Origin of the sequence: Streptomyces sp. NPDC001480 (assembly GCF_042894725.1) — a bacterium.
In the GTDB taxonomy this organism is placed as follows: domain Bacteria; phylum Actinomycetota; class Actinomycetes; order Streptomycetales; family Streptomycetaceae; genus Streptomyces.
In genome coordinates, this window is record NZ_JBIAVX010000001.1 from 567,253 (window position 1) to 590,737 (window position 23,485).

The 23,485-nt window shown below is 71.6% G+C and carries 16 protein-coding genes and 3 pseudogenes; 10 read left to right on the forward strand and 9 right to left on the reverse strand.

All coding sequences use genetic code 11. The annotated features are described in order from the left end of the window. Positions 1-113: 113 nt before the first annotated feature. Positions 114-251, forward strand: coding sequence for a hypothetical protein (locus tag ACFY01_RS02670; protein ID WP_390733794.1), 138 nt, complete (start codon positions 114-116; stop codon positions 249-251). 30 nt (positions 252-281) lie between these two features. Here ACFY01_RS02670 and ACFY01_RS02675 read toward each other — a convergent pair whose 3' ends face one another. Further along, a complete protein-coding gene (locus tag ACFY01_RS02675) occupies positions 282-2,063 on the reverse strand; it encodes a PucR family transcriptional regulator (protein ID WP_390733795.1) in 1,782 nt (593 codons plus the stop codon). 913 nt (positions 2,064-2,976) lie between these two features. Next, a complete protein-coding gene (gene uvrA, locus ACFY01_RS02680; RefSeq protein WP_390733796.1) occupies positions 2,977-5,445 on the reverse strand; it encodes an excinuclease ABC subunit UvrA in 2,469 nt (822 codons plus the stop codon). A 370-nt stretch (positions 5,446-5,815) separates the two neighbouring features. Between uvrA and ACFY01_RS02685 the strand changes: the two genes are divergently transcribed. The 3 genes from ACFY01_RS02685 (at position 5,816) to ACFY01_RS02695 (ending at position 10,840) form a co-directional block, all read left to right on the forward strand. Further along, complete coding sequence (locus ACFY01_RS02685; RefSeq protein ID WP_390733797.1) at positions 5,816-6,931, forward strand: hypothetical protein; 1,116 nt, start codon at positions 5,816-5,818, stop codon at positions 6,929-6,931. A 288-nt stretch (positions 6,932-7,219) separates the two neighbouring features. Continuing rightward, positions 7,220-8,395: a glutathione-independent formaldehyde dehydrogenase gene (locus ACFY01_RS02690; RefSeq protein ID WP_390733798.1), complete on the forward strand. Its 1,176-nt coding sequence runs from the start codon at positions 7,220-7,222 to the stop codon at positions 8,393-8,395. 270 nt (positions 8,396-8,665) lie between these two features. Then, positions 8,666-10,840: an FUSC family protein gene (locus ACFY01_RS02695; RefSeq protein WP_390733799.1), complete on the forward strand. Its 2,175-nt coding sequence runs from the start codon at positions 8,666-8,668 to the stop codon at positions 10,838-10,840. 211 nt (positions 10,841-11,051) lie between these two features. Here the strand turns inward: ACFY01_RS02695 and ACFY01_RS02700 are convergent, their stop codons facing one another. From ACFY01_RS02700 to ACFY01_RS02710, 3 genes are read right to left on the reverse strand one after another with little or no spacing between them, the layout of a single operon-like run. Further along, the gene (locus ACFY01_RS02700) at positions 11,052-11,327 is read right to left on the reverse strand and encodes a hypothetical protein (RefSeq protein ID WP_390733800.1); all 276 of its coding nucleotides are present in this window, start codon (positions 11,325-11,327) and stop codon (positions 11,052-11,054) included. Then, complete coding sequence (locus ACFY01_RS02705; RefSeq protein WP_390733801.1) at positions 11,327-11,590, reverse strand: UBP-type zinc finger domain-containing protein; 264 nt, start codon at positions 11,588-11,590, stop codon at positions 11,327-11,329. Before ACFY01_RS02705 ends, ACFY01_RS02700 begins: the two co-directional genes overlap by 1 nt. 49 nt (positions 11,591-11,639) lie before the next feature. Further along, complete coding sequence (locus ACFY01_RS02710; RefSeq protein WP_390733802.1) at positions 11,640-12,902, reverse strand: vanadium-dependent haloperoxidase; 1,263 nt, start codon at positions 12,900-12,902, stop codon at positions 11,640-11,642. A gap of 325 nt (positions 12,903-13,227) precedes the next feature. Between ACFY01_RS02710 and ACFY01_RS02715 the strand changes: the two are divergent. After that, positions 13,228-13,432, forward strand: a pseudogene (locus ACFY01_RS02715) (hypothetical protein); the annotation flags it as partial. A 34-nt stretch (positions 13,433-13,466) separates the two neighbouring features. Here the strand turns inward: ACFY01_RS02715 and ACFY01_RS02720 are convergent. From ACFY01_RS02720 to ACFY01_RS02730, 3 genes and pseudogenes are all read right to left on the reverse strand, one after another. Next, a pseudogene (locus tag ACFY01_RS02720) lies at positions 13,467-13,637 on the reverse strand (transcriptional regulator); the annotation flags it as partial. Beyond that, positions 13,615-13,833 (reverse strand): annotated as a pseudogene (locus ACFY01_RS02725) (alpha/beta hydrolase); the annotation flags it as partial. The pseudogenes ACFY01_RS02720 and ACFY01_RS02725, both read right to left, overlap by 23 nt. Before the next feature lie 24 nt (positions 13,834-13,857). After that, the gene (locus ACFY01_RS02730) at positions 13,858-14,559 is read right to left on the reverse strand and encodes an SDR family oxidoreductase (protein ID WP_390733803.1); all 702 of its coding nucleotides are present in this window, start codon (positions 14,557-14,559) and stop codon (positions 13,858-13,860) included. Between the two features lie 258 nt (positions 14,560-14,817). On the opposite strand from ACFY01_RS02730, the gene ACFY01_RS02735 reads away from it, so the two are divergent. From ACFY01_RS02735 to ACFY01_RS02755, 5 genes are all read left to right on the forward strand, one after another. Next, on the forward strand, positions 14,818-15,387 hold the full coding sequence (locus ACFY01_RS02735) for a TetR/AcrR family transcriptional regulator (RefSeq protein ID WP_390733804.1): 570 nt from the start codon (positions 14,818-14,820) through the stop codon (positions 15,385-15,387). Between the two features lie 216 nt (positions 15,388-15,603). After that, the gene (locus ACFY01_RS02740; RefSeq protein WP_390733805.1) at positions 15,604-15,975 is read left to right on the forward strand and encodes a hypothetical protein; all 372 of its coding nucleotides are present in this window, start codon (positions 15,604-15,606) and stop codon (positions 15,973-15,975) included. An 11-nt stretch (positions 15,976-15,986) separates the two neighbouring features. Next, a complete protein-coding gene (locus tag ACFY01_RS02745) occupies positions 15,987-17,207 on the forward strand; it encodes a metallophosphoesterase (RefSeq protein WP_390733806.1) in 1,221 nt (406 codons plus the stop codon). 520 nt (positions 17,208-17,727) lie between these two features. Continuing rightward, entirely contained in the window at positions 17,728-20,613 is a 2,886-nt protein-coding gene (locus ACFY01_RS02750; protein ID WP_390733807.1) for an AAA family ATPase, read from the forward strand. Positions 20,614-20,767: 154 nt separating this feature from the next. Continuing rightward, positions 20,768-22,399 (forward strand): protease pro-enzyme activation domain-containing protein, encoded by a 1,632-nt coding sequence (locus ACFY01_RS02755; protein ID WP_390733808.1) that lies wholly within the window; start codon positions 20,768-20,770, stop codon positions 22,397-22,399. Between the two features lie 109 nt (positions 22,400-22,508). Here the strand turns inward: ACFY01_RS02755 and ACFY01_RS02760 are convergent, their stop codons facing one another. After that, positions 22,509-23,483, reverse strand: a complete 975-nt coding sequence (locus ACFY01_RS02760; protein ID WP_390733809.1) for an antibiotic biosynthesis monooxygenase — start codon at positions 23,481-23,483, stop codon at positions 22,509-22,511. Between the last annotated feature and the right edge of the window lie 2 nt (positions 23,484-23,485).

Consider the following 23,485-nt stretch of genomic DNA (forward strand, 5'->3'; position numbering starts at 1 on the left):
GCTGGGAGCGGCGCACCGAGCGTTCCCTCCGCCAGCCAGAGCACGGATGCGGGTAAGAAGATCGTGGGCCGCAGGCGACGCGTCGTGACCGACCTATAGGCCTCCTCCTGGCGGTGCCGGTCACCGCGGCCGGTATCCAGGACTCCGCAGCCGGCACCCGGCTGCTCGACCAGGTCGCCGGCCGTCCCGGCAGCCGCAGGGCGGCCCAGATGCTCCTCCGCCGCCCGGCCCGCCCACTTCAGCGCTGCTGACACCACTCCCACAGGAGTTCCAGCGAGGCGTCAGCCGGGCCCGCCCAGCACGATCTTCCACACTCGGGTCGCCACCTGGAGGTTCAGCCGGTCCTCGACGTTCGCGAGGTCGTTGCCGCTGATGTCGCGGATGCGCTGGAGCCGATAGCGCAGCGTGCTGCGGTGGATCGCGAGGGATTCTGCGGTCTCGTCGTAGTTGCCGCCGCAGTCGAAGTACCGGGACAGGGTCTCCACCAAGGTCGCGTGGTGCCGGGAGTCGTAGTCGATGAGCTGCCCGAGCCACTCCTGTACGAACGTCTCCAGTTCCCGGTAATCGTTGCCGGGTCCCAGGATGCGGTAGAGGCCGAGCTCGTCGAAGAACGCCGTGCCGAAGCGGTCGCGGGAGTGGCGGCGCACGTCCAGGGCGCGCTGCGCCTCCTGGTAGTGGTGGGGGATGTCGTTCAGGGAGTCGGAACGGGCGCTCACCCCGATCGTCCCGGACCGTGTTCCGGTCTCCCGGGCGAGCGCCTCGTACAGCGCGCGGGCGTGCGGCCTGTCGTCGGCGACCAGGACGACGTGGTCGGAGCGTCGGGTCAGCAGCGAGCGCATGCCCACGGCAGAGGCCGCCCGCCCCACGGTCTGTGCGAAGGAATCGTCGGCGGTCCGGTTCGACCACTGCACCACGACGACGTAGTGGCTGCGGTGCAGGTCATGTCCGACTGCCTCGGACCGGGCGTAGGCGCTCGCCTCGTCCGTCCCTGCCAAGAGGTCGTCCACCAGCTCGCGGTGCAGCCTCAGCTCCACTTCGGCCAGATTGCGCAGGTGCGTCAGCTCCGGGGCGAGTGACTCGGCAGCGTGTTCCAGCGCGAACACGGTGTGCTCGTCGGCCTCGTCCCGGACATCGACCAGGGCCAGCACGCCCAGGATCTCGCCGTGCGGGCGGATCAGGGTGATCAGCCGGTCCCTTATCCGCACCGGCCCGGCCTGACGGGCGACGGCGTGCAGCATTTCGTCCTGGCGCACGGGGTCCGGTTCGGGATAGGGGACGGGGCAGCTGGGGCCGGTCCAGGACCTCAGCCGACCGAAGCGGTCCTCGACCAGCGCAGGAAGTCCAGTGAGCCCGTGCAGTGCGCGGGTGACAGCTTCCTCGCCGCCACCCGAGGCAGCGACGCCGGCCATGAGGGCGTGAACGGCTCGCTCGTAGCCCAGCTCAGCCACCACAGAGATCAGCTGCCGCTGGAGGGCTGTGCGTTCGTCCCTCAGTCGGTGCAGTTCCAGCGCGTCCTCGCGTCGGCGGCGATGGGCGAAAGCGACTGACAGTGCAGCAGCGGTGTGCCGGACGAGCGTGGCGAGCAGAGTTCGCTCGGCCTCGGTGGGCCGGGAGCGGGACGTCACCACGAGGTAGCCGTGGAGGCCCTCAAGTCCGCGTAGCCCCAGGGCCCGGCCCCAGGGCCTGCCGGGTACGGTGACGTTGCCGTCCTGCCCGGCCAGCTCCCGCACCCTCCGGCTCACGGCCAAGGCAGGCATCTGCCCGTTCCTCGGACTGAGGACCAGGTCGCCGCCCACATTGAGGTATCCGGCCTCGGCACTGTATGGCCCCGCGGCGGCTATGTGGTCCATGGCCAGGCGCAGGATCTCGACCTCGTCCGGACTGCCGAACAGGGCGCGGGAGAGCGCGACCAGTTCGTGGAGGGCATGGTCGGCTGGGGTGCGAGCGGGCGGGCGGGGCCCTGCGGGCGCGGCCGTGGGGTGCCGCCCGGCGCTGCCCCGCGGAAGGCTGCCCTTCCGGTGGGAGTAGCGGTGGTACAGGCTGTGCGCCCGACGGCCGGCCATGCGACCACTCCGTCCCTCGAAGCCTTCAGAGAACCGAGCGGCATGTCACGTACCCGCTCACGGGCCGGCTACCCGAGATGTGTGGATCCTTTCTCTCGTACTCGTGGGGCGACCGGACCTGTGCATTCCTGACTCGCCAGACGCAGGCGTCGAACCACCCGGTCGTGACCCTGGGGAGTGCTCGAGACTCTCCGTGTGCACCGGTAGGAACCCGGCGTGGGCCGGGCCACCTGGTGCGGCCCCTGTCGCATGGTCAGCCCCACGCCCTCGGACAGGTCGCCCGCGACCTCGACTGACCAGGGCGAGACGCTAGCCGGCAAGGCCGGCGCGGCATCTGCGCACGTCCTGCGTTCGTGGGTCGAGCAAGCGATGGCGGGCCGGCGAACCACTGCAGGAGCGTGAACACGATGGACCACCGCGGAAGCCCCCCGGAACCGCAGAACAGAACTGCGCCGAGCCGGGTGAAGAACGCGGCCTGCCGCGAACCCACGAGGAGACGGAGATGAAGAACGATGACCATGTAGACGCCGCAGTTCCGGTGGGCGCCGGATGCTCCGCCCGGCTTGCCGGGCCGGTCCGGCGGCGCGTAACGGTCGTCCCCGGCGAGTAGAAGGAACTGCCCGCGCCGACGCCCGGACGGTAAGCGCCGCGCGCGGGAACTCACTCCCGAGGTCGGCGACTTGAACGAGCTGATGGGGCAGGCGCGACAGGACATCCGGGCGGCAGCAGCCGACGTCTGAACACGACTGTCGATAGGGCGGTGAACGGCATGACGGTGAAACGGAACGCGAAGGCGTTCAACCACGCAAGGAAACTGACCGAAGCGTACTCGCGCACCGCGCTGGTGCGCGAGACCACCCGGCCACCGGGTCGCGCCGCAGGTGCTCGGGGATTCGCGATCGCGATTCTGTCGTCAGGAGCGCGCGAGCCGGGCCGCGAGATAGGGCGCGGTGGCGCTGCGGCGGGCCCTCGCCACCTTGGCCGGCGGTCCCGCCGCGACCACCCGCCCACCCGCGTCGCCGCCGCCCGGACCGAGGTCGATGACCCAGTCGGCGGTGGCGATCGTGGCCAGGTCGTGCTCGACGACGACGACCGTGTTGCCGGCGTCGACGAGCCGGTGCAGTTGGCGCAGCAGCAGCGCGATGTCCGAGGGGTGCAGCCCCGCCGTCGGCTCGTCGAGCAGGTAGAGCGCGTGCCCGCGCCGGGCTCGCTGCAGTTCGGTGGCCAGTTTGATGCGTTGCGCCTCACCGCCGCTGAGTTCCGTCGCGGGCTGGCCCAGCCGCAGATACCCCAGTCCCACCTCGCGCAACGTCTCCAGGCTGCGGGAGGCGGCCGGGACGGCGGACAGGAACTTGGCGGCGGCGTCGACGGACAGCGCCAGTACTTCCGCGATGTTCTGGCCGCGATAGGTGACTTCCAGCGTTTCGGCGTTGTACCGGGCGCCTTCGCAGGTCGGGCACGGCGCGTAGGTGCCGGGCAGGAACAGCAGTTCCACCGCGACGAATCCTTCGCCCTGGCAGGTATCGCACCGCCCTTCGGCCACGTTGAAGGAGAACCGCCCGGCCGAGTAGCCGCGCGCCCTGGCCTCGTCCGTCGCCGCGTACAGCTTGCGCACCGCGTCGAACATCCCGGTGTACGTGGCCAGGTTGGACCGGGGAGTTCGACCGATGGGCCGTTGGTCGACCCGGACCAGCCGGTCGAACGACTCGACCCCCGACGCGTCCTCGACGTCGACCTCCAGTCGCGCCTCCTCGGGCTCCTCGGGCACGAGTCCGAGGTGGCCGCGGACGACCTCGGCGAGCACCTGCGTCACCAGCGTCGACTTCCCGGAACCGGACACGCCCGTCACCGCCGTCAGTACGCGGAGCGGTACGTCGACGGACACGTCGTGCAGATTGTGGCGGGAGACACCGCGCAGGTGCAGCCAGCCGTACGGGGTGCGCGGGCGGTGCTCGAGCGGCCGGGCGCGCCCGAACAGGTACCGGCTCGTGGCCGACTCCCCGACCCGCTCAAGACCGGCGACCGGGCCGCTGTACAGCACGCGTCCGCCGCCCTCGCCCGCACCGGGGCCGATGTCGACCACCCAGTCCGCCCGCCGTACGACGTCCATGTCGTGCTCCACGACGAACAGCGAGTTGCCCGCCGTCTTGAGGCGGTCCAGCACGTCCAGCAGCGGTTCCGCATCAGCCGGGTGCAGGCCCGCGGAGGGTTCGTCGAGGACGTAGACGACGCCGAACAGCCCCGAGCGCAGCTGGGTGGCGATCCGCAGGCGCTGCGCCTCGCCCGGCGACAGGGTCGTCGAGCGGCGCCCCAGGCCGAGATATCCCAGGCCCAGGTCGAGCAGCACCTCGACCCGCGCGACCAGATCACCGCAGATCCGGACCGCGACCTCGGTCGTCTCCCCGGATCGGGCGGTCGACGTCGTGGCGTCGGCCTCGGACCGTCCCGCCACAGGCCGCAGCAGCGCCACGACCTCGGTGAGCGGCATCGCGTTGATCTCGGCGATGGACCGCCCGGCGAAGGTCACGGCGAGCGCCTCGGGCCGCAGTCCGCTGCCATGACAGGCGGGGCAGGGCACACTCCTGACGAACCGCAGCGCCCGTTCGCGCATCTTCTCGCTCTTGGAGTCGGCGAGGACGTGCATGACGTGCTTGCGGGCGCTCCAGAACTTTCCCTGGTAGCCGTAGTCGACGCGGCCCTCCTCCGGCTCGACGTACACGGAGGGCTGCTCGTCCGTGTACAGCAGCCAGTCCCGGTCCTTCTTCCTGAGCCTGCGCCACGGCCGGTCGATGTCGATCCCCAGGCCGCTCACGACGCTGCGCAGGTTGGCGCCCTGCCAGGCGCCCGGCCAGGCGGCGATCGCCCCCTCGCGGATGCTCAGCGAGGGATCCGGGACGAGCAGGTCCTCGGCGACGTCGTGCACGACACCCAGTCCGTGGCACTCCGGGCAGGCGCCGGCCGCGGTGTTGGGGGAGAACGACTCGGCTTCCAGCCGTGCGGCCCGGGGCGGATAGGTGCCGGCGCGGGAGTACAGCACGCGCAGCAGATTGGACAGCGTGGTGAGGGTGCCGACCGTCGAGCGCGAGCTGGGTGAGCCGCGTCGCTGCTGCAGGGCCACGGCCGGTGGCAGTCCGGTGATCTCCTCCACGTGCGGTGCACCGACCTGTTGCAACAGCCTTCGGGCGTACGGTGCCACCGACTCGAAGTAGCGCCGCTGGGCCTCCGCGTAGAGCGTGCCGAACGCGAGCGAGGACTTGCCCGAACCGGAGACGCCGGTGAAGGCGACCATCGCGTCCCGCGGAACGTCGACATCGATGTTCCGCAGGTTGTTCTCACCGGCGCCCCGTACACGCACGAAGGGGTCGGTCGCGTCCTTGTTCACCGTTCCTGATTACCTGATCGCGCCGCGAACCGCGCGACAGGCGCCGTCACCGGGCCCCGCTCCGGGGCCCCCGAACCAGTCGGGGCCTTCGCCTGCCCCCTGCCTGCGTACTCCCGGGCAGGACATCGAAGCGGGGTGTCCGGTGGCGCGGCGTGCGATGCCGGCCGAGGTGGCGCGGAGCCGGTGTTCGCGGTGGCGCACGCAACAATGTGGCCCGGTGGTGGAGCAGCTCCTGCCCGGGGAGGACGAAGAGATCTGACCGTACCGCCCGCACCAGCTGGCAGGGGCCGGCGTGTCACGCGGCGTCGGTGTTACCTCGGGGGCAGCTGTGGGCACTCGCGATCGTGGGGGCAGCCGACGATAAGGAGCCATGCGGGTGTCGTCTCAGGACGTTACGGTCGTGGCTCTTATGGCGGATCCGGATGCGCCGACGGAGATCGCGCAGCGCATGGCCCGGATGCTTCCTGATCGGCTCGCCGACAGGTCGGGCCAGGGGAGGCGGTTCGACGTCGAGGTGGTCAGTGAGCCCTTCACCGCAGGGACCGAGGACCTGTCCACATTGACGCGCCGGATCATGGACCGCGGAAGTGAGGGGAACTGGGACATCGTCGTGGCCCTCACCGACCTTCCGCTGCACTCACATGGGCGCAAGCTCGTGGTGGATCTGAGTCACGAACACGGCTTGGCGCTGCTGTCGCTTCCCACGCTGGGGGGCTTCCGACTGCAGACCAGGGCCCGGCAGGCCGTGGAAGAAGCCGTGCTCAGCTTGGCGGGCCTGCAGGCTGGGCCTGAGGGGCCTCCGGGAAGTCAGCCGCTGCGGGGGCCCTTCATCGGTCGTCTCGCGCCCGTCCATCCGGGCCAGGTCGGTGAGGAGGAGATCGCCGATCTGCGGTACGTCGTCAGTGGGCCGCGCGGTTACCTGAGGGTGCTCGGCGGTATGGTCCGCGCCAACCGGCCGTGGCGCCTGGTGCCGGGCTTGTCGAAAGCCCTGGCGGCCGCACTCGCCACGGGAGCAGTCGCCACCGTGAACTCCACCATCTGGAACCTGGCCACCTCCCTGAGCACGCCACGCCTGGTGATCGCCATGGTCGGGTCTGTCGCTCTCATGATCGGCTGGCTGATCGTGGACGCGAACCTGTGGCATCGAACGGATGAGGTCTCGCCGGAGGCGAGGAAGAGGGCGGCTCTCTACAACGCCTCGACGGTCGTGACCGTGGGTATCGGGGTGATCGTCTGCTACGCGGGTTTGGTGGTCATCAACCTGGTGTGGGCGCTGTTCATCCTCAACGACCGGCTGTTCGCTTCCACGACACGAACGCCGCTGCACGTCACGGAGTACTGGACGCTGTCCTGGTTCGTCGCTTCGGTCGCCACGGTGGGCGGCGCGCTGGGATCGGGCTTGGAGAGCGACGAGGCGATCCGGGTTGCCGCTTATTCCAAGCGCGAACAGGAACGTCGCCGCATGCTCGAGGACGACGGTGACTAGCTGGTGACATGAGTCGGAAACGCGCCTTTGGTCGGTGGCCGGTCGGGGGCGAAAAATCGGCTTATCAGTCGTTTCCCTTCGGGGGCGACGGGGACCCGCACCGCATGCCGCCGGAGCGCCGAAGCTCCGCCTGACGGGCCGGCGGCGAAAACGACCGTTCCACCTGATCCATGTGAACGGCCCTCCAGAGGCGTGCCGGAGCCACGGACTCCGTCGCAGCACTTCCGAGAGTCAGGCTCGTTGCGCCCTCTCCATCACCGCCATGCCGCGACATCAAGGGAAGTCACCATGAAGGCAGCGGTATACGAAGGACCGCGAACGGTCACAGTGAAGGACGTACCGGACGCGAAGATCGAACATCCCTGCGACATCATCGTCAAGATCACCACCACCAACATCTGCGGTTCGGACCTGCACATGTACGAGGGCCGCACCTCGTTCGAGTCCGGCCGCACCCTGGGCCACGAGAACCTGGGCCAGGTGGTGGAGGTCGGCTCGGCCGTCCGCAAGGTCCAGGTGGGCGAGTACGTGGTCCTGCCCTTCAACATCGCCTGCGGCTTCTGCAAGCAGTGCGAGCAGGGCCTGACCAACTACTGCCTGACCATGCAGCCGGAACCCGCCCTCGCGGGAGCCGCCTACGGATTCGCCGACATGGGCCCCTACCAGGGCGGCCAGGCGGAGCTGCTGCGCGTGCCCTACGGCGACTTCAACGCGCTGCGTCTGGGCGAGGACGCCGCCGAGCGGCAGACCGACTACGTGATGCTCGCCGACATCTTCCCCACCGGCTATCACGCCACCGAGATGGCCCACGTCAAGCCGGGCGACCAGACGATCGTCTTCGGGGCCGGTCCCGTCGGGCTGATGGCGACCTACTCCGCCCTCCTCAAGGGTGCCGGCCGCGTCTGGACGGCCGACCACCAGCCCGACCGGCTGCGCAAGGCGGAGGAGATCGGGGCCATCCCGATCAACACCGCCGAGCAGAACCCGGCGGAGGTCGTCAAGGAGGCCACCCTCGGTCTGGGCGCCGACAACGGCTGCGAATGCGTCGGCTACCAGGCACACGACCCCCAGGGACACGAGGACGCCAGCCTCACGCTGAACGGCCTGATCGACTCGGTCAGGTTCACCGGCGACATCGGCGTGGTGGGCGTGTTCCTGCCCCAGGACCCCGGCGGCGCGGAGGCCCAGGGCGAGCTGGAGGCGCAGGGCAAGGTCCCGATCGACTTCGGAATGATGTGGTTTAAGGGCCAGCACATGGGCACGGGGCAGGCCCCGGTGAAGAAGTACAACCGGGCACTGCGGGATCTGATCGCCGGCGGGAAGGCGGAGCCGAGCTTCGTCGTCTCCCACGAGCTCAGCCTGGACGAGGCCCCCACCGCCTACGAGCACTTCGACGCCCGTGACGAGGGGTGGACCAAGGTCGTCCTGCACCCCGACGGACACGGCAACGGCCACAAGCGGTAAGAGACCCGGGGCCGCCGTGCCCCCTCTTTCCCTTGGACGGGTCCGGGGGACGGGCAGCGATCTGCCCGTCCCCCGGACGGGGCTGGGGGCAATCGCCGCGCTCCGGCCGGACCTGAACCAACAACGATTGCCCGCGCTCCGGCCTGGAGGACGGACGGCGGCTGCGGCCGCCGGCCAGCGGGTCGTGTGGGAGGCTTCCTTGCTCGACGGTTGCCGCACCTCAACCGGGCCGACGCGACGCGGCAGGGCGTTCCGGCCAGGCGGACACCCGTGACGTGGCTGCGGGCCTTCGGGGAGGTCGTGCGATCCGGGCTCACGATCGAGGAGACGCGGCTGGAGCCCCTGCTCGCGCTGCGCGCGGCCGCTGGGGTGGCGATCGTGATCGGGCCGGCGCTGTGGCTGGTCTCCCCTGCGTATGCGGCGTCCGCCGCCCTCGGCGCCTACTCCGCGGGTGGGGCCACCTTCCAGCGCAGCTGGCGTCCGCGCAAGGTGGTCGCGCTCGGCGCGGGCGCGGGTCTGGCGCTCAGCACCTTCGTGGGCTATCTGGCGGCGGGGCGACTTGTGACGTTCCTGCCGCTGCTGGCCGTATGGGCCTTTGCCGCGGGGATGGCGTGGGCCGTCGGATCGACCGCTGGGATCGTCGCAGCGACGACCGTGGGCAGCATGCTGGTGACCATCACCTTGCCCACGAGCGTCGGGCGAGCCCTGGAGCACGCCGGAGTCATCGCACTCGGAGGCGTGACGCAGGCCGTGCTGATACTGCTGTTCCCGATCCGGCGTTGGGGAGCGCATCGTGACGCGCTCGCCGACGCCCTGGCCGCCGTGGCGGACTACGCCCGCCGGTTGCGGCACGACCCGACCGCCCCGTTCGACCCGGAGCCGTTGATGACGGCCCGGGACGCGGCCGCCGTGACGCCGTCACAGGCCCGCACCCGTCCCCCCGTCCTGCACGGCCCCCGGGGACTCGCCGAGCGCATTCGGCCGGTCGTCGCCGCGCTCGCCGACCCGGACGTCGGCGCCCCGGCGGAGGGACCCGGGCGGGACCGCGCGCGGGAGTTGCTCGACGCGGCCGCCGACGTCCTGGATGCGGCCGCCCGTTCGATCCGCCGCGGCACTCCCGCCGAGGTGCGGCCCGAGAGCACGGACGTCCTGCGCGTCGACGAGGAGCACGAGGTGCTGGAGGGCCCCGCGCGGCAAGCCGCCGAGCGGCTCGTGGAACTGCTCGGCGAGGCGTTGGAGATCGCCCAGTGCGGCTGCGCGCGCGGAAGGACGCCCGCGCCGCCCAGCCCCGCGGGCGCCCAGTTTCTGGTGCGCCCGACGATGCTCCGGCTGGTCCCGGTCGTCGTCCGGGCTGTCCGCCGTGAGACCCGCCGGGACTCACCCGTGTTCCGGCACGCCGTCCGCCTGGCGGCGGTGGCCACGCTCGGTTATCTGATCGCCGCCCGGCTACCCCTCGGCCACGGCTACTGGGCGCCCATCGCCTCGGTGATGGTGATGCGGCCGGACTTCCACCGGACGTACGCGCGTGCGGTGGCCCGTCTCGCCGGGACCCTGGCGGGGGTCGCGCTCGCCACCGGCGTGGTGCGGGCCCTGGGCCCGGACGCCCATGTGTCCGGCGCGCTGGCGGTGGTCTCGGCGGGCCTGTCGTACACGCTGAACCGTACCGGGTACGCCTACTCCCAGTGCTTCACCGCCGCGTACGTCGTCTTCCTGCTGGGCATGGGCGGTCAGGCATGGGAGCAGACGGTCCCGGAGCGGGTGGTGCTCACCCTGCTCGGCGGGGCCCTGGCGATGCTGGCGTACGTGGTGTTCCCCGCATGGGAGACACCCCGGCTGTCGGGCCGGCTCGCGGACTGGCTCGCTGCCAACGGCCGCTACGCGGCCGCGGTGCTCCGCGACTACGCCGAACCGACCCGGGAGCATCACGCCGACATGCGCCGGGCACTGCTGGAGAGCAGGGAGGCACGTGCCGCCTGGCGGGAGGCATACGACCGTGCGAGGCAGGAACCGGTCCGCCCCAGGGGTCTGACGTCGCGTGAGGCACAGGAGGCGCAGGAGGCGCTCAAGGGGTTCGGCCGGGCAGCGATGCTCATGGAGAGCCACGTCCCGCGGGCCGACAGCCGTTTCGTCCCCGAGGCGGAGCGGTTCGCCGAGGCCCTGGAGACGGACACCGCGAAGGCAGCAGCCGCCGTGCGCGAGCACAGGAATCCGGACTGGGCACGCGTGGAGGAGGCCCTCCACGCGTGGCAGGACGCCGCCGGCAACGGGGTCCCGGTCGTGCGGCGCGAGGCGGAACTGCAAAAACGGGCCTTGGAAGACCTCGCGACAGCCGTGAGCCGCACACCCCTGGAACGGGACGTCGGCTCTGCTCGCGAAGAGCAGCGGGTGCGAGCGACCCTGGCTGCGGAAGGTAACGGATCCGGGCCCGCGCACCGGGGTGGGTGACGGCGCGGCGACCGAGAGCGCCGCGCCTCCTGGAAATGGAACGGGACTTCCCGGTCTTCCGGGCGAAGTCGGGCGCGCTCCAGGGTGGAGCAGACCGGCCACGTCGGCTTCGGTCAGGGTCCGTCCGCTTCATGAACCTTACTTCTCACCTTCGGCCAACAAACGGGCCCAGACCATAGACCCGTCTACCGGAGGCACATCGAGATCTGTGTCACGTCAGCGTCGACGCAGAGGACTCGGCCTCCGGTCGAGTGTCATGGCACGCGGCAGCCGCGACGACGAAGAATGTCTCGCAGCGCTCCCCCTCCCGGATCAGCACGTCGTTCGGAGCCATGCTCCGGCGTCGCCCGTGCTCCGCCAGACGTGCTACCTGGTCCTCCGTGAGGCGCGGATACGCGCCGTAGATGTCCGGGGTCTCCCAGAAGGCGGCCTCGTCCGCTTTCCCCGGCACCGGTTCTCCGCCCGACAGCGACTGATCGCCGGACATCAGACGAACGCCTCGTGAACGTAGCACCAGCGCCAGTCCTCGCCGGGCTGGAACGACTGCACGATCGGATGAGCGACGGCACCTGCGTGCCTGCGCGCGTGCTTGTTCGGCGAGGAGTCGCAGCAGCCGACGTGCCCGCAGGTCAGGCAGAGCCTCAGGTGGACCCACGGGGAGCCGGGCACCAGACACTCCTGACACCCTTCCGGGGTCAGCGGCTGGACCGGCCGGACAAGCGCGAGGCGGGGGTCTGCGTGCAGGGTCATCCGGATCAGGTTCGGGACGCGGCCGCCGGGAGGCCTCATCCCGAATCGTTCACGACACGCCGAACAGGCGTTCCGCGTTGCGCAGACCGTGCTCCGCCACCCGCTTGCCGAGGGCGAGGCCGGCCACGTCGGCCGAGCGGGTGTGGATGCCGGAGTGGACGCGGGCGTCCTCGTTGTCCTGGGACAGCTGACTCCAGGCCGTGTATGTGCGCGTCACTCCGGGGGCGGTGGGGCTGGTCAGCTCGAACGGTGCGGTCCGCGGCCCGGTGAGCCCCGTGAGGATCGTTTCCGCCGCGCCCGAGTAGGTGTTGTGGCCGCTGGGGTAGTCGGGGTGAGCCGGCGTGACGTGCAGCGGCGTCCAGTCGGGGTCAGGGTCGATCGTGCCGGCGCGGATGGCCGTGACGGGGCGCCAGCGCAGGTACGCGTACTTGGTGTCGGAGGTGGCGATCTGCGTGTCCACCAGGGCGATGTGGAACAGCGCCACCAGCGCGGCCCGTGCGGGGACGGAGCGTGGCGACCGGGCCAGGGCGACCCTCAGCGGCTCGGTGTACAGCGTCAGTGAGGAGCCCAGCCAGAAGGTGGCGGTCTCGGTCTGCAGCGCTGTGCGCACGGTGCTGTCCAGGGCCCCGTACGCCCGTACCTCGGCCAGGTCGGCACGGTAGCGCGCGGAGTCCAGGGCGGGCGGTGCGGGCAGCCGGTACTGGTCGGGGCCGTCCAGCAGGAAGGGTCTCGCGAGCCGGTTGCCGTACTGCGCGGCGGGGGCGTAGGCGGGCGGTGTCGGCTGCCACACACCGGGAGCCGCGGGCGGCACGGTGAAGGGCGCGTCGACCGAGGCCGGGTCGAGACCGTCGCCCTCGCGGGAAGCGACGGCCAGCCGTGCCTGGCGCGCACCGGCCGCCACGCCCTTCGACTTGGCCGGCCCACCCGGGACGCGGTCCAGCGTGGTGCGCAACGCGGCATCCAGTTCCTGGGTGCGGGACGGGACCAGGGCAAGCAAGGCGTCGTGTACGGCGGACGCCAGGGCCGCGTCCTGGAAGTCCCTCCGGTCGACGCCGGGCGGCACCTCGCGGGTGGCTCGGGCCGCCGCGAGCCAACTGATGGCCCAGGTACGGTTGTTGGTGATCTGGGTGGCGGCGCCGGCGGCCGCGATGGTGGCGGCCGTCAGGTCGTACCAGTCGAGCGCCACGGACGGGCGTGACGTCCGTTCGCCCGCCACGGCAGCCGTGGCGGACGGGACGGTGACGGAGGCGGCCAGCAGGGCTGCCGAGCCCAGCGCCCTCAGGGCGGAGCGGCGGGTGGTGAGCGGGTGCACGGGTACTCCCTCGCGGATGTGCGGTGACTGCTGTTGACCGGGGCGCAGGTGAGGGTCAGCTACAGAGCGCGGCGGCGACACGCAGCAGATCAACGGGGCGCCGCCGGGTGAACCGCAGGGAGATCGGCATGCCGGGGACGCTATCCAGGCCCCAACTCTTGGTCAACCAAAGGAGGTTGCCGGCCTGACATTGCAACGACGGCTTCGCGTACCCGCCATACGCCCGTTACCCGAGTACCTTTCGAGACGAAGCAACGGCTCGCCTGTCGACATGCCGTGCTACGGCGGCGATAGGTAGCTTTTCATGCGGCATTGAGTGTCAGAGCCGCCGCGTTTCCCAGACACTCCGGGCGCCTGGTCGACCGGGGCCGACGGGGTCGTCGTCATCCTCGACGACGGTGAGGCACTGGTCGTGGACGGCGCCCCCCGTCCGCGGCGAGCACCGCTCAGGGGTGCTCCCGGAGCGCGGCGGAGTCAACGCGGTCTGGGGCGACGCCGTGATCGAGGTGGCCAAGCGCGGCGGACACGAAAACGGCTCGTTGACGGAGGTGTCGACGGTACCGCTCAGACCGCCCGCAGGGCGCCGGGGCGACGGCCGGTGAGGCGGTCGAGTGCGGCGGTGCTCGCGTCGTCGGCCGGCAGGTGGACGACGAGCTGCTGGTCGTCGTCGGCAGACAGGCCGAGCGTTTCGTACACCAGCCGTACCTCCCCCACCTGCGGGTGGACCATGCGCACCGACATCGTGCAGGTCCGGTTCGGTGAGGAGCCGTTCGACGCCCCCGCGCATGGCCGGCTCGTCGTACGACGCACCGTGCACGATCTCGGAGCAGCCCGTCCCGGCAGGTCGAGGGCGTCGGCCGGCGCGCGGGGCGGTGGTGTGACCGGTGGGCCCCGGGATGCGCATCGTGGGACGTGACTCGTCGGCAGGCATCCAGGCGGCTCCTGGTCCCGCGTTCTACTTGGCCAGTTGGGCGTACAGGGCGGTGAGGTCGCCGGACAGGCCCGCCTTGACCTGGCGCGAGATGTCGTCGGCGAGCACCTCGTACGCTCCCGTCTCGACGCCGTCGAGGGCCAGTGCGGCGACGTCACGGGGAGCGGACTTGGGCGCGTCGACGCCGGCGGCCAGGTCCGTGTCCACGTAACCGACGTGCAGTCCCGTGACAGCGATCCCGCGCGGCAGCAGTTCCAGGCGCAGGGAGTTGGTCTGCGACCACAGGGCGGCCTTGGAAGCGCTGTAGGAGCCGGCGAGGGCGACCCAGGAGAGCACGGAGTGCACGTTGAGGAGGTGCCCGCCGCCGTTGCGCTCGATGACCGGCACGAAGGCCCTGGTGACCAGCAGCGGGCCGTAGAAGTTGGTCTCGAACTCCCGGCGTACGTCGTCGACCGGGGAGTCGAGGAAGGACGCACCGACCGAGGCGCCCGCGTTGTTGATCAGTACGGTGACGTCTCCCGCCTGTGCGGCGGCGGCCGCCACGGAGGCGGGGTCGGTGACTTCCAGCGCCACGGGAACGGCGTCGGGATGAGTCACGCTGCGCGGGTCGCGGGCCGTGGCGTAGACCTTGCCGGCGCCGCGCGCATAGAGCTCCTCCACCAAGGCCTTGCCGATGCCCCGGCTGCCGCCGGTGACGAGGACGTTTGCGCCCTTCAAAGCGGTCATGACTGCCTCCACAGAAAGAGAAACCGATCGGTTTCCTTCACGGTAAACCGATCGGTTTCCCAACGCAAGCGCCAAGGGCGGCCCGCGGAAACGAGAGCCCGGAAGGAGGCCCATGCGTCGAAAGCGCACCCGCAGCACCCCCGCCGCCGTGGCCGGACCGGTACGCTCACCTCCTCTGTCTCGTTCGGCACGCCCGGGATGCCGAACGGTGTAAACCGATCGGTTTTCAATTGGCCGGAGTCGGGTTAACCTCGCGACATGACCACCGACGCGCAACCAAGTCCCCGGGAGCGGCTGCTGGAGGCGGCAGCGACGCTCACCTACCGAGACGGTGTCGGTATCGGCGTCGACGCTCTGTGCAAGGAGGCAGGGGTGTCGAAGCGTTCCATGTACCAGCTGTTCGAGAGCAAGGGCGAACTGCTGGCGGCGAGCCTGGAGGAGCGCGCCTCCGCCTACGCGGCGACGCTCCTGCCCGCGGCGGATGACAACCGTTCACCTCGGGAGCGCATCCTCCACGTCTTCGAGCAGGTGGAATCACAGGCGGGCGCACCCGAGTTCCGAGGCTGCCGATACCTGGCCGTGCAGATCGAACTCAAGGAGCAGAGCCATCCCGCGAGTCGGGTTGCCCACCGGGTCAAGGCGAACCTGACCGCCTTCTTCCGCGCTGAGGCCGAGCAGGGCGGTGCGAGCGATCCCGACCTGCTGGCCCGTCAGCTCAGCCTGGTCTTCGACGGGGCCAGCGCCCGCGCGGGAATCGGAGCGGACAAACTGACGGGGCTCGTCACGCCCACGGTGACCACCCTGCTCGATGCGGCCGGCATGCGCTGACGCGTCGCCCCTCCAGAGCACCCCCTTGCTTCCCCGGTGTGGAACCTGCTGGAGGAGGCCGAGTCGGTCCGTGCCGACCCCGTCGCAGCGTGGTGCGTCGCACGGTCGGTGACGGGCGCTCCGCCGCACCCGGCACTCCCCTACACCCAGTGGAGTAGTCACGATGGCGCCCACCGGAGGATGACCGCGGTGGTGCCATGGGCGATGCTGTGAGCTGTGACAGCTGATCTTCGCCGACCCGGAGCCGAACCCGGGGACGGCGACGGAGACGGAGACGGGAGCGCCGAACCTGCCTCCCCTCCGCCGTCGCCCCCTGCCGAGAGCGGACACCAGCCGCACCGCTCCCGGCCGCGGCGGTGGCTTCGGCGCGCCGCGCTGGGCTGTGCCGTCCTGCTGTCGGTCACCGCGGCCGCGTTCATCTACAACGGCGTGACGGCCGGGCACGCCGCGCCGCGGCGGGGACTCACGTATGTGCAGGCCGCCGACATCCGCACGCGCTACCAGACCGGTGCCCTCGCCGGCAGCGGCTGCCGGCGGGCCCGCCCCGAGGGCGACCGGATACAGTGCGCGCAAGGGCAGCCTGGTTAGCGAGGGGAATCGTGACCGACACCAGCAACACCCGGCCCGCCGAAGGTGCGGCACATGCACAGCGGCAGAGCCGACTGCACCGCCTGATGCGGTACATCCCTCTGATCGCCCCCGTCCTGTTGTGGACCGTGCCCTGCTGGGTGCTCCTGCACAGCGGCCAGCACTGGCCGCTGACCGTCACGCTGGCCGGTACCGCCCTGTTCGCCCTCGGGCTCGTCGGTATGCCGCTCGCGATGGTGCGCGGTCACGGGCGGCGCCAGCAGGACCTGGCGGCGATCGTCGGTGACACCCTGCTGGGCACCAGCTGGGTCCTGTTCACCTGGTCCGTTCTGCTCGGCGTCCTCCTGCGGTTCACCCTGACCGTGGCCGACGTCGGCGAGAGTCAGGACCGGGCCCGCATCGTCACCTGGGCCGTCCTCGGCGTGACCGCCGTAGTGCTCGCCTGGGGGTACGCCGAGGCCCGCCGCGTGCCACGCGTGCGCCGACTCGACGTGCGACTGCCGCGACTGGGTGCCGGGCTGGACGGCACCCGCGTCGTCCTCATCACCGACACCCACTACGGCCCGCTCGATCGAGCCCGCTGGTCGGCACGGGTGTGCGAGACCGTGAACACCCTGGAAGCCGACCTGGTCTGCCACACCGGCGACATCGCGGACGGCACGGCCGAACGCCGCCGCGCCCAGGCCGTCCCACTCGGTACCGTGCGGGCCACCCATGCCCGTGTGTACGTCACCGGCAACCACGAGTACTACAGCGAGGCCCAGGGCTGGGTCGACCTGATGGACGAGCTGGGCTGGGAGCCGCTGCGCAACCGCCACCTGCTGCTCGAACGCGGCGGCGCCACCCTCGTGGTCGCCGGCGTGGACGACGTGACCGCCGAGTCGTCCGGCCTGGCAGGCCACCGCGCCCACCTCGCCGGAGCGTTGAACGGCGCCGACCCCGACCTGCCCGTCCTGCTCCTGGCACACCAGCCCAAGTTCGTCGACAGGGCAGCGGCCGCCGGCATCGACCTCCAGCTCTCCGGCCACACCCACGGTGGCCAGATCTGGCCCTTCCACCACCTGGTCCGCATCGACCAGCCCGCCCTCGCCGGCCTCAGCCACCACGGCACCCGCACCCTCCTCTACACCAGCCGCGGCACCGGCTTCTGGGGCCCGCCGTTCCGTGTCTTCGCCCCCAGCGAGATCACCCTGCTCGTGCTCCGCTCCCCGCACCTGCCCACCTCGCCCTAGCACTCGACGGGCCGGCACATCCGCGGCGGGTCCGGAGCGAGCCGTGCAGGCGATCTGCGTGTCAGCCACGTCAATGACCCGGCGACGACGGGCAGCTCGTCATCGCTTGACTGATCGAGGACATCGCTTCTGGCACACCGCAGACCAGGGCCCGCGTTGAACCGAGAGCGCGGAGCACGCGTACTTGCAGCCATGACAGCTGCCGCCGCCCTGCTCGTGGGACGTCCGCACGTCGACCTGTGCCTTCAGTCCGGCGCCGTCTGTTGCCACTGACCGTCCGCCACCGGGCGTCCGCCCGTCAGAGCGACAAGCCCCGTGAGAAAAACGGTAGTTGGACCCACGGTGGCGGCCGACCGGTGACACCGCCCGGAGCCGCTGTTCCCGGGGGTGCGCATCCCCGGGACCAGGGGTCCCGGCAGCAGGTGGCGAACCCGGGGGCGTCTCCGTTCGCCCGCCGCAAGCCCTGACAGCGGTCCAGTTGTCATTGACAAGGCCGATCCGGCCGAGTTGTCATGAACACATGATCTTGCGGGCGGCGGTGGTGGGGGCACGGTCACTGCCCGGACGCCGCGAGCTGCTGGACGCCGCCCGGGCCGAACTGACGGACCGTCCCGGAGTGCTCTTCCACGGCCCCCTGGGGATGGGCAAGTCCACACTCGTGGCCGCCCTCACGGCGTCCCTGACCGCGCACGCCCCGCCGCTCGGCGCCGTGCTGCGCTGCTCGCCCGCGGAGGAGGACGCCCGGCTCCCGTTCGTCGGGCTCGTCGACCTGTTCGCGCAGGTGCCGGAAAGCTGCCTGGAGAGCCTCGCGCCCGAACCCCGTACGGCACTGAGAGCGGCCCTGCTGCGTGGTACGGAACCTGCGGACGGCCGCGGCCGTCTCGCGTTGCGCGTCGCGTTCCTCGAGGTGCTGCGCACTCTGGCCGCCGTGGGCCCCGTCGTCCTGGTCCTCGACGGCTTGCAGTGGCTCGACGAGTTCACCGCCGGGCTGCTGGCCTTCGCCGTACGCCGTCTCGACGGCCTGGACGTACGGGTGGTGGCCGCCGAGCGGGTGGCGGACGGTGAACAGCCCGAGCGACTGCGCTGCTGCCCACCGGGCACCACCGAACTTCCGGTGCCACCCCTGACGGACGACGAGGTGGCGCGGCTCGTGCGCGCCGGCTCCGGTGCCGACCCGCCACCGGGGGTGCTGCGGGCGATCCAGGACACCGCCGCCGGAAACCCGTTGTACGCACTGGAGTTGGGGCGAGCGGCCCTGCGCGGCCCGGAACCCGTGGCCCCCGGTGCGCCGCTGCCCGTGCCGCGAAGACTGCGCACCCTGCTTCTGGGCCGGACGCACACGCTGCCGCAGACGGCGCGGCGCACCCTCCTTGTCACCAGCGCCGCCGCCCGCCCCGACCTCACCCTGCTGCGTGCCGCCGGGCTCCCCGACCCCGCCGCGGACCTGGCGGAGGCCGAACGGCTCGGGGTGGCGACGACCGACACCGGCGGAACCATACGTTTCCGGCACCCGCTGATCCGGGCCGCCGTCTATGCCGACGCACCGGAGCACGACCGCCGGCAGGCGCACGCGCTGCTGGCCCGCGCGATCACCGACCCCGTCGAACGGGCCCGCCACCTCGCTCACGCCCGCCCGCACGAGGACGAGGACACCGCCCGCACACTGATGTCCGCGGCGGAGTCCGCGCGTCGCGACGGCGCGCTCGGGACCGCCTGCGAACTGGCCGGGCTCGCCGCCCTCCGCACCCCGGGCGCCCGGCCCGCGGACCGGGCCGACCGGCTGCTGGCCGCGGCGGGCTACGCGTGCGACGCCGGCCGGCAGGAGGAGTCGGCCGAGGCCGCCCGGACGGTCCTTGCCGAATCCGACTCGGCACTGCGTCGGGTACGGGCCCGGCTGGTCCTGCTGCGCAACGCCGGGCAGGCGCTGGAGGGGACCCACGCGCTGATCGAGGAAGGTCTGCGGGACGCCGTCGGCGATCCGGAGGCCGAGGCCCCGCTGCACCACTGGGCGGCCGTACGCGGCCTGCTGTGCGGGGAGTTGGAGGAGGCGACCCGGCACGCGCGGCGCGCTGCCCGGCAGGCGGCCGTGGCGGGCGACACGGAGACCCGGATCGGGGCGCTCGCCACTCTCGCCCGGGTGCGGTCCCTGGTCGGCGATCCGGTCGCGGCGGACGCCGCGCTCGAGGAGGCGCTCGCCCTGGCCGGGGGCGCCGACGGCGGTCCGCAGAGCTGGCGGCTGATCCGGATGCGGGCCATCCTCGCGCTGGACTCCGACAGGGTGACCGAGGCCCGCGGGCAGGTCGTCGAAGTCCTGGCCTCCATCGGGGAGTTCGCCGGCGTCGAGGAGGTCCTCGCGACTCTGGTGTCACTGACGCGGATCCAGGTGCGGGCCGGGCACTGCCGCGAGGCGCTGCACACCGCGGCACGCTGCACGCGCGCCATGCCCCAGGCGGCTCCCGCGCTGTACGCGGCCGCGCTGGCGGCCAACGCGGGCGGCACCGCCGAGGAGGCCCGGCAGCTGGCCGAGCAGGCGGTACGCGCGTCGGAAGCCGACGGCGACCGGTTGTTCCTGCTGCGTGCGCTGGCCGTGCTCGGGCAGGCCGAGCTGCTCGCCGGCGGCCCACGCGGGGCCGCCTCCGCGGTCGAGGCGCTGCAACGCGTCAGAGAACTCGGGACGGCCATGTGCGCCGCCGACCCGCCCTTGCTGCACTGGTACGCCGACCTGGCCGAAGCCCTGGTCCTCCTGGGCGAGACCGACGAGGCCGAGGCCGTCGTCCGCGAGGCCCACGCGCGGGTGGGCGACGACACTCCCGGCAGCGCGCTGGCGGCTCTGCAACGGGCGGAGGGGCTGCGGGAGGCGGGGGCCGGCCGGGCGAAGGAAGGGGCGGCGCGGCTGCGTGCCGCGGTGGACCTCCTGCGGCAACTCCCCCTGCCGGTCGAGCTGGTGCGCACCCTGATCTCGCTCGGCGCGGTCGAGCGCCGCGCGCGTCGCCGGAGTGCGGCGCGCGCGGCTCTGGGCGAGGCACTGGAGATCGCCGCACGCATCGGCGCCGCTCCTCTCGCGGCGCGGGTCAGGGACGAGCTGTCGCGGCTGGACGCCGGGGACCGGAGCGGTGAGGCGGGCGCGGGCGGCCCCGAACTCACCCCCACCGAGGCCAGGATCGCCGAGCTGGTCGGGAGCGGGGCCACCAACCGGGAGGTCGCCGCGAAGCTGTTCATCAGCGTCAAGACGGTGGAAGGAACCCTGTCGCGGATCTACCGCAAGCTCGGGCTCCGTTCGCGTACCGCGCTCGCCCACGCGATGGCGGTCGCCGTCATCGCCTCCGGGACGGCCGTCGGCTCCGGCGACGACGGCCGAGCGGATCTCCCGGAGCGGGCCGTGACGGTGAGCCGGCCCAGACCGTGACCGGACCCGCGGTGTTCCGACACACGCCGTTGACGTGACATCGGCCGTTAACACGTGACGCAAGGGTTCCCCCGCTTACGGGGGCGGGGCCGGTGCTCCTACGTTGAAGCCGTTCCGCTTCCGGAGCAACTCCCCCACTCCCCGGAGAACTTGCATGAAGTCACGTCTGAGACTGCTCGGTCTGGTCGCCGCGCCGGCCCTGGTCACCGCGGTCGTCCCCAGCGCCCATGCCGCCAACGCCCCACAGCCGCACGCGACCCGTGCCGCCATCGCCGGAGACGTCCTGCCGGGCCTGAAGCAGAACGCCACCCGCACCGGAGACGTCGCGGCCGGGAAGCGGATACCGGTGGCGATCAGCCTGACTCCCAGAGGCGGCACGGCGCTCGACACCTTCGTCGCCGAGGTCAGCGACCCGCGGTCGAGTTCCTACGGCCACTACCTGACGAAGCACCAGTTCGCGGCCCGCTTCGGCCGGACCGACGCCGAGGTCGAGCGACTCGAGGACTACCTGCGCGCCCAGGGCCTCACCGTCGGCAAGGTCCACTCGGGCAACCTGCTGGTCGACGCCAGCGGCACCGCCGCCCAGCTGCGGAAGGCGTTCGGGACCAAGCTGTCGACCTGGAAGGACACCGGGTCGGGCCGCTCCTTCTACGCGAACGACACCGCGCCGAAGCTGCCGTCCTCCCTCGCCTGGCTGGTCAGTGACGTGGCGGGCCTCAACAACCGCGTCCAGCTGCACCACCAGGCGACGCCGCACACCGTCAGCCCGCACAACGGCCCCGGCGGCGGCTACACCCCGGCCCAGCTCAAGGGCGGCTACAACGTCTCCGGTACGTACACCGGCAGCGGGCAGAAGATCGCGCTCATCGAGTTCGACGGCTTCCAGCAGTCCAACATCACCGCCTACGACAACTACTACGGCCTGGGTTCGCCCACCCCGACCGTGCAGAAGGTGGACGGCGGCTCCGGCTCGCTCGGCGACGGACAGGTCGAGGTCGAGCTGGACATCGAGGTCCTGCACGCGATCGCCCCCAAGGCGAACGTCACCGTGTTCGAGGGCCCGAACTCCGACGCCGGCGAGGTGGACACCTACCAGGCCATCGTCGACAGCGGCATCCCGACCACCTCGATCAGCTGGGGTGCCGCCGAGAGCGCCCGCACCACCTCGGGCATCAACGCGGTCGACGCCGTCTTCAAGGCCGGCGCCGCCCAGGGCCTCGGCTTCTACGCGGCCTCCGGCGACGACGGCTCCGACGACGCGGGCGACGGCGGCACCTCCGTCGACTACCCGGCCAGCGACCCGTACGTCACCGGCGTCGGCGGCACGAAGCTGACCGTCACCTCCGCCAACGCCTGGAGCAAGGAGGTGGCCTGGTCCGGCGGCGGTGGCGGCAAGTCCTCCGTCTTCAAGATCCCCAGCTGGCAGACCGCGGTCCAGAAGAACGCCGGCGGCGGCTACCGCCAGGTACCGGACGTCTCGGCGCACGCCAACCCGAGCCCCGGTGTCTCCATCTACTCGCAGGGCTCGTGGTCCTCGGTCGGCGGCACCAGCGCGGCGGCCCCCGAGTGGGCGGCGTTCGCGGCCCTCTACAACCAGCAGGCCGCGGCGAAGGGCAAGGCCAACCTCGGCTTCGCCAACCCCGCTCTGTACACGGCGAGCGGCACCGGCTTCCACGACATCACCAGCGGCAGCAACGGCGCCTACTCCGCCGCGAGCGGCTGGGACTTCACCACCGGCTGGGGCTCCTACAACGCCGCGACGCTGGCGAGCAAGCTGCTCGGCTGACGACCGGCGGCTGACGACAGACAGACGGACAGAGCGCGGGCCGGCGGCGATCGCCGGCCCGCGCCGCGTGTGACGTCGCAAAGACCCGTGTCCGGTCGGCTGCCGCCGGTCAGGGCAGCGTCCACAACCGGACCGTGACGACGTAGAAGACGACGGCCCAGAAGGCCATCACCGCGGCGACGAGACCGAGGCCACGGAGGTTGGTTCTCGCCGCCGGTTCGTTCGGGGGCGGCCGCAGCCATCGCCCGAGCAGCGGGTTCACGTAGTAGGGCATCGTCACAAAGCTCATGATGAAGCTCGACAGCAGGTTGCCCACGAGCAGGCCGATCCAGAGCGGCATGTGCAGCGGGGACAGGGCGAGCGTCAGCAGCACGACGGTCGGGTAGAGGCCGACCCAGACGGCGAGGGAGGTCCTGGTCTCGGAGGGCGGCTGCGGCGCCTCCTTGCCGTCGCCCTCGAAGGCGAACCAGCTGCCGAACGAGTTGTCGATGGTGCGCAGCCTGAAGTCGCTGAACTTCTCGCCCTCGGCCAGGACCGTTTGCCGCTCGGGCGACGTCAGCCAGGCGTCGAGGTGCTCGGCGCTGTCGTAGCGGTACAGCGTGGTCCATTCCTCCTGAAGCCCCTCGATGGGGCGGAAGAGCTCGGTCCCGCGGAACCCCTCGAACCTGCTCTCCTCCTGGACCATGTGCTGCTGCCAGTCGAGGAAGTCGTCGACCTGGTTCGGGGGGACGCGGTGGGTGACCACCACCGTGACCAGCGGATCCAGTGACCGGGTGTCGCTGCTGAGAACCTGCTGGGTCGCCGGGCCGTCGAAGTATTCGGCGCCCACGTCGAGATACGTCTGCCTGGTCCCGCTGTTGATCCACGCCTGGAGGTGCGCCACCGAGTCGAACCGGTACACGACGACCCAGTCGGGCTGGAGCGGTGTCGGCGGGGAGACCTCGGCACCGAGGAAGCCGGGGTAGTGGGCGGCCGCGGTGTTGAGGTCCTCCTGCCACGATGCGAACTCCCGCTCGAGCCCGGGCCGTACCTTCTGCCCGATGATCGCCGTCGCCGCGGCGGCTACGTTCTTTTCGGTGTTCATGC

Bases quoted from the DNA above. Each gene is read 5' to 3' on its own strand.
- ACFY01_RS02685 (WP_390733797.1), top strand. From the start codon at position 5,816: ATGCGGGTGTCGTCTCAGGACGTTACGGTCGTGGCTCTTATGGCGGAT.
- ACFY01_RS02675 (WP_390733795.1), bottom strand. From the start codon at position 2,063: ATGGCCGGCCGTCGGGCGCACAGCCTGTACCACCGCTACTCCCACCGG.
- ACFY01_RS02730 (WP_390733803.1), bottom strand. From the start codon at position 14,559: ATGACCGCTTTGAAGGGCGCAAACGTCCTCGTCACCGGCGGCAGCCGG.
- ACFY01_RS02690 (WP_390733798.1), top strand. From the start codon at position 7,220: ATGAAGGCAGCGGTATACGAAGGACCGCGAACGGTCACAGTGAAGGAC.
- ACFY01_RS02760 (WP_390733809.1), bottom strand. From the start codon at position 23,483: ATGAACACCGAAAAGAACGTAGCCGCCGCGGCGACGGCGATCATCGGG.
- ACFY01_RS02755 (WP_390733808.1), top strand. From the start codon at position 20,768: ATGAAGTCACGTCTGAGACTGCTCGGTCTGGTCGCCGCGCCGGCCCTG.
- ACFY01_RS02700 (WP_390733800.1), bottom strand. From the start codon at position 11,327: ATGTCCGGCGATCAGTCGCTGTCGGGCGGAGAACCGGTGCCGGGGAAA.
- ACFY01_RS02705 (WP_390733801.1), bottom strand. From the start codon at position 11,590: ATGACCCTGCACGCAGACCCCCGCCTCGCGCTTGTCCGGCCGGTCCAG.
- ACFY01_RS02735 (WP_390733804.1), top strand. From the start codon at position 14,818: ATGACCACCGACGCGCAACCAAGTCCCCGGGAGCGGCTGCTGGAGGCG.
- ACFY01_RS02750 (WP_390733807.1), top strand. From the start codon at position 17,728: ATGATCTTGCGGGCGGCGGTGGTGGGGGCACGGTCACTGCCCGGACGC.